The organism is Mesorhizobium sp. P3_A9, from assembly GCF_056402975.1.
In genome coordinates, this window is sequence record NZ_JBFUGJ010000304.1 from 1 (window position 1) to 7,024 (window position 7,024).

5 protein-coding genes are annotated in these 7,024 nt (G+C 57.5%); 4 read left to right on the top strand and 1 reads right to left on the bottom strand.

The genetic code is table 11. The annotated features are described in order from the left end of the window. Positions 1 to 620: 620 nt before the first annotated feature. From AC1DX0_RS27895 to AC1DX0_RS27905, 3 genes are all read left to right on the top strand, one after another. Positions 621 to 1,103 (top strand): hypothetical protein, encoded by a 483-nt coding sequence (locus AC1DX0_RS27895; RefSeq protein WP_477218994.1) that lies wholly within the window; start codon positions 621 to 623, stop codon positions 1,101 to 1,103. Positions 1,104 to 1,981: 878 nt separating this feature from the next. Beyond that, positions 1,982 to 3,301 carry a hypothetical protein gene (locus AC1DX0_RS27900; protein WP_477218995.1) on the top strand — a complete coding sequence of 440 codons (1,320 nt, stop codon included), beginning with the start codon at positions 1,982 to 1,984 and terminating at the stop codon, positions 3,299 to 3,301. An 81-nt stretch (positions 3,302 to 3,382) separates the two neighbouring features. Further along, on the top strand, positions 3,383 to 4,546 hold the full coding sequence (locus AC1DX0_RS27905; protein ID WP_477218996.1) for a COG3904 family protein: 1,164 nt from the start codon (positions 3,383 to 3,385) through the stop codon (positions 4,544 to 4,546). Between the two features lie 104 nt (positions 4,547 to 4,650). Here AC1DX0_RS27905 and AC1DX0_RS27910 read toward each other — a convergent pair whose 3' ends face one another. Continuing rightward, positions 4,651 to 5,697: a hypothetical protein gene (locus tag AC1DX0_RS27910; RefSeq protein WP_477218997.1), complete on the bottom strand. Its 1,047-nt coding sequence runs from the start codon at positions 5,695 to 5,697 to the stop codon at positions 4,651 to 4,653. 340 nt (positions 5,698 to 6,037) lie between these two features. Here AC1DX0_RS27910 and AC1DX0_RS27915 point away from each other — a divergent pair, with 340 nt between their 5' ends. Next, a complete protein-coding gene (locus tag AC1DX0_RS27915) occupies positions 6,038 to 6,910 on the top strand; it encodes a DUF2971 domain-containing protein (protein WP_477218998.1) in 873 nt (290 codons plus the stop codon). The last annotated feature ends 114 nt before the right edge of the window (positions 6,911 to 7,024 follow it).

Here is a 7,024-nt window from a genome sequence, read left to right on the forward strand (position 1 = left end):
AGGATCACACCATAATACAGAAGGATTTCGAAGAGGCCGCGCATCACCTCCGTCTTGGGGTCACGCTGCAATTTCCGCTGGTCGAGGAATTCGGCCTTYTCCGCAAGTTGCTGCTCATAAGCTGCTGCTTCATTGGACATTGGTTTCAACCCTGAGGCGATGGCCTGCGGTTCGCCCCCGCAAGCAAGCCTCCCTTGACCCGTGATCGGGGAGTTGGAAAACCAAGCCTAGGCCGGTCCCTACGGCCTTTAGTTCGCGAGAACCTGGACATACGCCGCAGGCTCCCCGACCAAAAGTCGAGGTCGGCATCATTCCGGTCGATGCCGTACCGCTAGGCTCAAGGTTTCCACGCCTCGGAACGCCGCGTCTGCGTTCGGTCGCGATATAACCATCGAAAGCAGCTTGAGAACACTGCTGCAAAAAAACTTCTTGGGGGTCGCTATCGGAGGATATGGAAAGCGCCTATGTACGCAGCTGAGGCTTACGCTCAGGAGAGCGGGTCTCCTTTGGAATACGGACTCGGATTTTTCTTACAGCCCTACTTCGATCGTGATCCGTCAGGATGCACGGCCTGAGGGCGGCTGACTTATCCCGACCAACCGTAACCCAAAGGAGTGACTATGCCAGCCCTCAACAATCAACCGTATAAATCTCGCGAAGAGATCACCGTGTTCTGCGTTGTAGCTCTCGCAGTGCGAACAAAGGGATATGGCGGGGTCTCAGCCTCAGCATGTATCCTTTTTGGGACCCAAATCACCAAGACTATCAAATGTAGCCGGGCGGCAGATAGACATCAGTGGCACGCCACCATCAAGGCCGTTCTGCTTGCGCTGGAAACAGCAAAACCTGGTGTTCGTTTGATTGTTCACGTTTGCCTCAACTCAATCGCGGATGCATTTCGCCGCGAATTCACCGGGCCAAACGGTCGCCCAATGGTGGATCACGATACCGGACGAGAGGTCATCGAATACGCCAAAGCGCACGATATCGAATTCACCGTTGTCTATGCCCCCAAGGGGCCTGAAGCGAAGAGCCTTCAGAAGGAAGCCAAAGCAGCAGCAAGGGCGCGGCTCGCCGAGTTAGAGAGCGAGGGAAGCCGATGACAAAATCCATGTCTCGCGTAAACCCCATACTCGTGTTGGGTTCTGTCGAAAGCCGGAACTGCTGCATCCCAGGATGTTCACGTCCTTCGTCAGCCACCGCAAGGAACGGGGTTGGTCAGTTTCATTGCCGATATCACATTGTTCGCAGGGCGCGTTTCGGGTCGTTCTGGGCTCCAACCATCCGTGCGGCCGACCTGAAGCCGTATCTCAAAGCGGCTTCATTTTGGCTTGCAAGGGAGCAGCAGAGCAGCGCGGTGTCTGCAGCCATCCAAGAGTTGAACTGGACTCTAGCCTTCGCGGGTCGAGTAGCGCCAGCGACGGACTTGCTGGGGAAGCCGGCGATTTATAGGGCTAACATCGCATTCGCCAGGCTGCGCGAGGCCGGCGTTACGCCCAGCCGAATGTTGGCCATCTATCTAGGCGTAAGTGCGCTAGTTGACGATGACCTAGGTTCGCACCGCATACGTGAGTTCAAGATTGTACAGGCTGCGAAGGGGGTTCACAGGCTTTCATCGGGCTCCCACAAGACATGGGAAATGTACAATCCTCTTGGACCGACCGTCCATACGGAGCTTCATGTCTACCCGAGATCCTCCGGCATCGTCTTGCGCAAAATCGGAGAGAAGTTGGAGAAAGCTGGGGAGCCGCTGGTTCTAAAAGCATTGCCGGAAATCCTCGCCATTAAGATAGACCGCTTCGGCGTTCACCCCTCCCATCTCCCTGGTTGGCGGCCATCTTGGGATAGGCGTGGCCGGTAGAATGGTGCGCAAATCCGAACAAAACAGTGATGTGGTAAGCCATCAACGTGCCAACATGTTGAACCCCGAACGCCAGTCTAGCGTGCGCTTATCTCGCCCCATATGCTTAGCGGTTCCCTGATGCTTCCTCTCAGCAGCCGAGCAAACGCAAGACTTAAGGCCAAGGGTGATGGGGATGATTTAATAGCTACCCTCACCACCCCAGACATGTTGTTCAACCCTTGGGCAACCTCAAGCGGCCCAAAGCTTTGCGCCATCGCCACGGAGGTGACGCAATGCGTTCTTGATGCCACCTCAAAGGAGGCTGGAAGCCGAGTAAGGAAACCTAAGGCCGAGGTGGTGGAGAGGACTGCAATGATTGTCTCCTCCATCATCGCGAACCTTATGCTCCTCCATGCCAACCATGTGTGGGGGCAGTATCTCGCCATGCCAATGAAGCACACCGTAGTGACCCGCTATGATCGCCGTGGCTTCGGTATCCTGCCCAAGGTGGTGGAGGGGATGGAGCGGGCTGGGCTCATCATGCAGCATCCTCCTGTGACCCATGTGCGAAGGACTGGCATAGAGGCTACTGGGTGGCTTAGGACCGCCCTGGTGGCCCCTGAGGTCCGTGTTGCGGACATAGGGCGTGCCGAGGGCGAGGAGGTCATAAGGGTCTCAGCTAGGACAGGGAGGGACCCTTACGGCAACAGGCTACCTCCCGTCTTGGTGGACTATGAGGACACTGAGGAGACCTTACGGCTGAGGGGTGAGATGGATGAGATCAATGCCTTCCTCGCCACCCAACGCATTGAGGTCCATGGGAAGACTCAAGCTGCCTACAGGCTAACTCGTCGCTTCCTCTTGCGGTCGCCATCAGACATCAGGGCGTTTGACCTCCATGGGCGGCTTTACGGTGCCTTCTGGATATCGATGCCGAAGGCTCAACGAGGTGGTCTAACGGTCAATGGGGAGCCCATCGCGGACCTCGACTATGCCAGCATGTTCCCGAGGCTAGCGTATGCCCGCGTGGACACCGAGCCGCCAACAGGGGACCTCTACGCCATCCCCGGCCTTCAGGATCATCGAGCAGGGGTCAAGGCGGGGCTTTCCGCACTTCTGTCGACTGAGACAGAGATGACCCGATTGCCTCCCAAGGTGAAGGCAGCCTTGCCGGCTGGGTGGACGGCTTCAAGGTTCCGCAATGCAGTCGCTGAGAAGCACCCCGCCTTAGTGCCACTCTTCGGCCAGGACATCGCGCCGGACCTGATGTTCACCGAAAGCACCATCTTGGTTGCCGTCTTGCTGCGGCTGGCGAGGATGGGGATAGCGGCCCTACCGATGCACGATGGGATCATGGTGCCACGCTCAAAGGTTAATGAGGGGATGACGGTGATGGCTGGCGGAGCCCGAGGGATTGTGGGCATTACGCTCCCAGTCGCCGACAAAACCCCAGCTTGATTGCTTCTCAATTTCGCAAACAAAGATTCGACAGCTCTACCTGCTTGGCGCTACGCTTAGTTTTGGGGTTGTTCTTGGGCCATGTCTCGCATCTCTTTAGTTCGAGTCCTGTTGTGTCTTGCATCGGTGCTGGTGGAAACTCCGACGGCTCATGCTGGCCTGAAATTTGAGGCCGGGCAGACTGACGCCGGAATCCGCTATATTTTTGTATCCGGGGATTTCGCTTTTCAGGACGACCTCACGGTCTTCGAGGCGCTTGCACGATCCAATGCGTCGGTCGCGATAACTTTCCAATCACCTGGGGGCAATATCCAGAAGGCAATGGAGCTTGGCCGCCTCATCCGCAGACTCGGCCTCAGTACGGTTCAGTTCAGGGCTGTCGAGTGCGCTTCGGCCTGCTCTCTGGCCTTCCTTGGTGGCGTGATACGATACGCCGAGCCGGGTTCAATCGGCGTCCACAAGTCTTCATTCAGTGGCGACTTTGCTGGTAACACAGAGGACGCGGTTTCGGGTATCCAGCAAGTCACTGCTGACATCATCACTTATATGATCGAGATGGGGGTGGACCCCGCACTACTTCAGCTTTCGCTTCAGTATGACAGTGACGACATACGCTATCTTTCCAGGAGCGAGATGGCGAAATTCAAGGTCACTACCTCGGACGCACGCCAACCGCCTGCCGTCAGCGAAGCACCAGCCTCATCGCCATCTCCATCGCCGCCACAGCCACCCGTGGCCGCTTTGCCGCCAGTCCCTGCAGATTCGTCACTAGCGATCCCACAGGCGCATACCGGTCGCATTAGGCACCCCAAGGGGGCCGCCCCGCTAAAGGCTCTTGCGGATGGAAAGTCCGCTACCCTCATTAATCTCCGTAACGGGAGCCCGGTTGCCATCCTTGGCAATGTGGCTCGCTGGTATCGGGTGCAAGCCAACGGTCAGGTTGGCTATTTGCACGACACCTGGGTCTTTGTTGATCAGTATGAGAGCGGACCATTCGAGCAGCGTCACATACAGGTCAAAAGCTTCGATAACCTCGCGGATGCCTCCGCCTATGTTCGCTCTGCCCCCATTCCGCTCTCGGCCTATCTCGCAACCAACGGATGGTTCGCGGTCACCCTCGAAGACACTTTCGAGCAGGTGATGGCCAAGAACCTCGTGGCGGAGCTAAAAGCGCGAGGCGCTATTCCTGACGACGCGTATATGACTCTTGGCAACACCTATGTCCGCAAAGTCTGCTGCCGTTGAGAGAGCCGCTGGGGCTCCCTCGAAGCGTCGAGTTCATTGGGTGCCTTGCGTAGGCCTTGTTCCATCATAGTTGGCTCCGGATTGTTATGTTGTGCCCCAACCGATCAGCCGGCATCGGGCGACAGGGCAGGCAGGGCAAACGGCGGCCCCCAGATGTTTCTTGGAAGCAACATGCGGCGGACCCTCAACGCGCCCCGCCAGATCACGAGGTCTTCCCCATCATGGGCATGGAGCCTGAGGGGATTGCCGGCATGGGCCACCGCCGACCATGCACTGAGCAGCTCCAAGTTCTCATCAGATAGAAAGGCTTGCAACGCCAGGAAATCGGCGTGGGCTTCCTGGAAAACCGCTGCCGCCTCTTTGATGTGCCGGGCCACCAAACTCAATTCTACGCTGGGCTGCGACGACACCCACCAGAAGGCGTCCTCATAGGAGACCCACCCCAAGTGGCCGAACGTCATGGATGCCGCCGTGATGCGACCCTCGCACGACGCCCCCCGCTTGCTGCCTCGAAGGACTCGTCCCCCTTGGACCGGCCTTGAGCCGAAGGGCGTCTTGATGCCTACCATCTTGCTGCCCAGGCTTTCCACTTGGTCTTCGACTGACAGGAATGCACCATCAGCGGCAGCGCGATAAATGGCCTTGCAGACCAACGGGGACAAGCCTGCCTTCAGGTTCTTCACAACCTGGTCATAGCTCCTCGCCCAGGGCTTCAGGTCTCCGGAGAGCGCCAGCATTTCGCGAGGGCGCTCCCAGTTGTCTAGTAGGAATATCTCGTCGGCCCGTCGCTGCTCACGCTGCTTCGCGTCCGCGATGCCTCTTCCGAATGAACCATCCTCGAAATACTTGTGACCGCAGCAATGGCCGACCGCGTGGAGGGTCCCGCCGACCGACGACCAAATTAGGTGGCCCTTCGCATACCGGGGGGAGTTCGGGCTACAGATGGGGCAAGGTGCGAGGCCTTTGCTCCTGACGAACTCGCGTGGGATCACGAAGTTTGCCAGCAAGACCTCAGCGCCTTCCGGAGCAGGGGGCTCATGGGTGTGATGCCGCCAAGTATGCGGCTCACCGAAAGCCCGAATGTGCTCCTTGAAGTCTTGTACCAAATGGTCGGGACGGTACTCGAACGCTTTCTTTGCTTGGACGGACATTGCGTGTCACCTCGCATGTGGTTGCCCTAAACGTCGCGTCCTCCCGACTCGCTTAAGTGAACCCTAATGAAAGCCGCCGATTTCCGCAACGTAATGACAGGCCGTATCGCCGCTAAAGTGAAGGACATGACAGGAACACTTGCGAACCTTTGGCCAACTGTCCGGATCAAAAGGGGAAACCTCGCCGCTATTCTGGGATCAACGGGGCCAAGATGGTCGCGCCAGCCGGAGCGCTCGATCCCATTTGCCTTTGATAGGGCTGACCAGTATTAAATGTGGCCCGTTAAGCGGGGCCGGGAACCGAGTCGGCTTTTAGATTTCATGCTCAGCTAGGATAGGTATGGCATATCTTGAGTACGCACCCACCTCGACGCTATTTTACTATACCGATATAGGCGGCTTCGAAGGAATAGTGCGGTCTAAGCAGCTCTGGCTGTCGGACATAACGGCCTCCAACGACCCGCGAGAGCTAGCGCTGGGGGAAAACTTCTTAGCTGCGGCCGTGAAGGCCTATAAGACCGATGAAGTATTAGGAACCTCGAACCGTGACATGGCCGAATTTCTTGCCGAGGTGCTCTCGTCTCGAAGGAAATCAACATACTTCTCATGCTCATTTGCACTGGCGCGGGATTCGTTGCCTCTCTGGAGGGAGTATGCGGGCGGCGGAACTGGCCTCTGCATCGGATTTAGACCTACCGCAATATCCTCCATTCCTGGTCGGATGCAGCTTGTTCGCTATGAGCAAGATGACATGAAAGACTTCTTCCGGTCGGTTGTCTTACAGATAGCGGCGAATATGGGGAAAACCCGGACGGTACCCCGGGTCTTGGCAATGGCTGAAGCGTTTGCCCTGATCAGTTCTATCAAGCACAGGTCCTGGGAATACGAGCGCGAAGCCAGAATCATTGTCAATCAGCGCAACTCGAAGCCCGACGCTGCGGAGATCATTACGCAGATGGTGAGCCTACATCCCGATGGCCGGGAAGTTCACTGGCGAGAACCGATGACGCGCCGATCACGTGACCGCGACGTGGGATATCTGCCGTTTGAGTATGGCCGATATTCCGGCGGCAAAGCTGACCCTCGGCGATCGATTGAAAGTGTTCATCTTGGGCCAAAGTGCCTGATGTCGTCAGCAGAGGTCGACGCCCTACTCGTTGCCGAGGGTTTTGCAGGATTTCGCGTGTTAAAATCAGAGTGTGCAGTGCAGTAGGCTGGGAGCGGGTCGGCACCTCCAAAATGGGTCGATCACTCGGGCGCTCCAATTTACGCGGCAGCGGAGGGACTTGCCCCCCGTGCCACCTCCAGACGTTCCAAACGGCTCAGC

What these genes read in the sequence shown, in the direction of transcription:
- AC1DX0_RS27895 (WP_477218994.1), top strand. Translation starts at nt 621, where the DNA reads ATGCCAGCCCTCAACAATCAACCGTATAAATCTCGCGAAGAGATCACC.
- AC1DX0_RS27900 (WP_477218995.1), top strand. Translation starts at nt 1,982, where the DNA reads ATGCTTCCTCTCAGCAGCCGAGCAAACGCAAGACTTAAGGCCAAGGGT.
- AC1DX0_RS27905 (WP_477218996.1), top strand. Translation starts at nt 3,383, where the DNA reads ATGTCTCGCATCTCTTTAGTTCGAGTCCTGTTGTGTCTTGCATCGGTG.
- AC1DX0_RS27910 (WP_477218997.1), bottom strand. Translation starts at nt 5,697, where the DNA reads ATGTCCGTCCAAGCAAAGAAAGCGTTCGAGTACCGTCCCGACCATTTG.
- AC1DX0_RS27915 (WP_477218998.1), top strand. Translation starts at nt 6,038, where the DNA reads ATGGCATATCTTGAGTACGCACCCACCTCGACGCTATTTTACTATACC.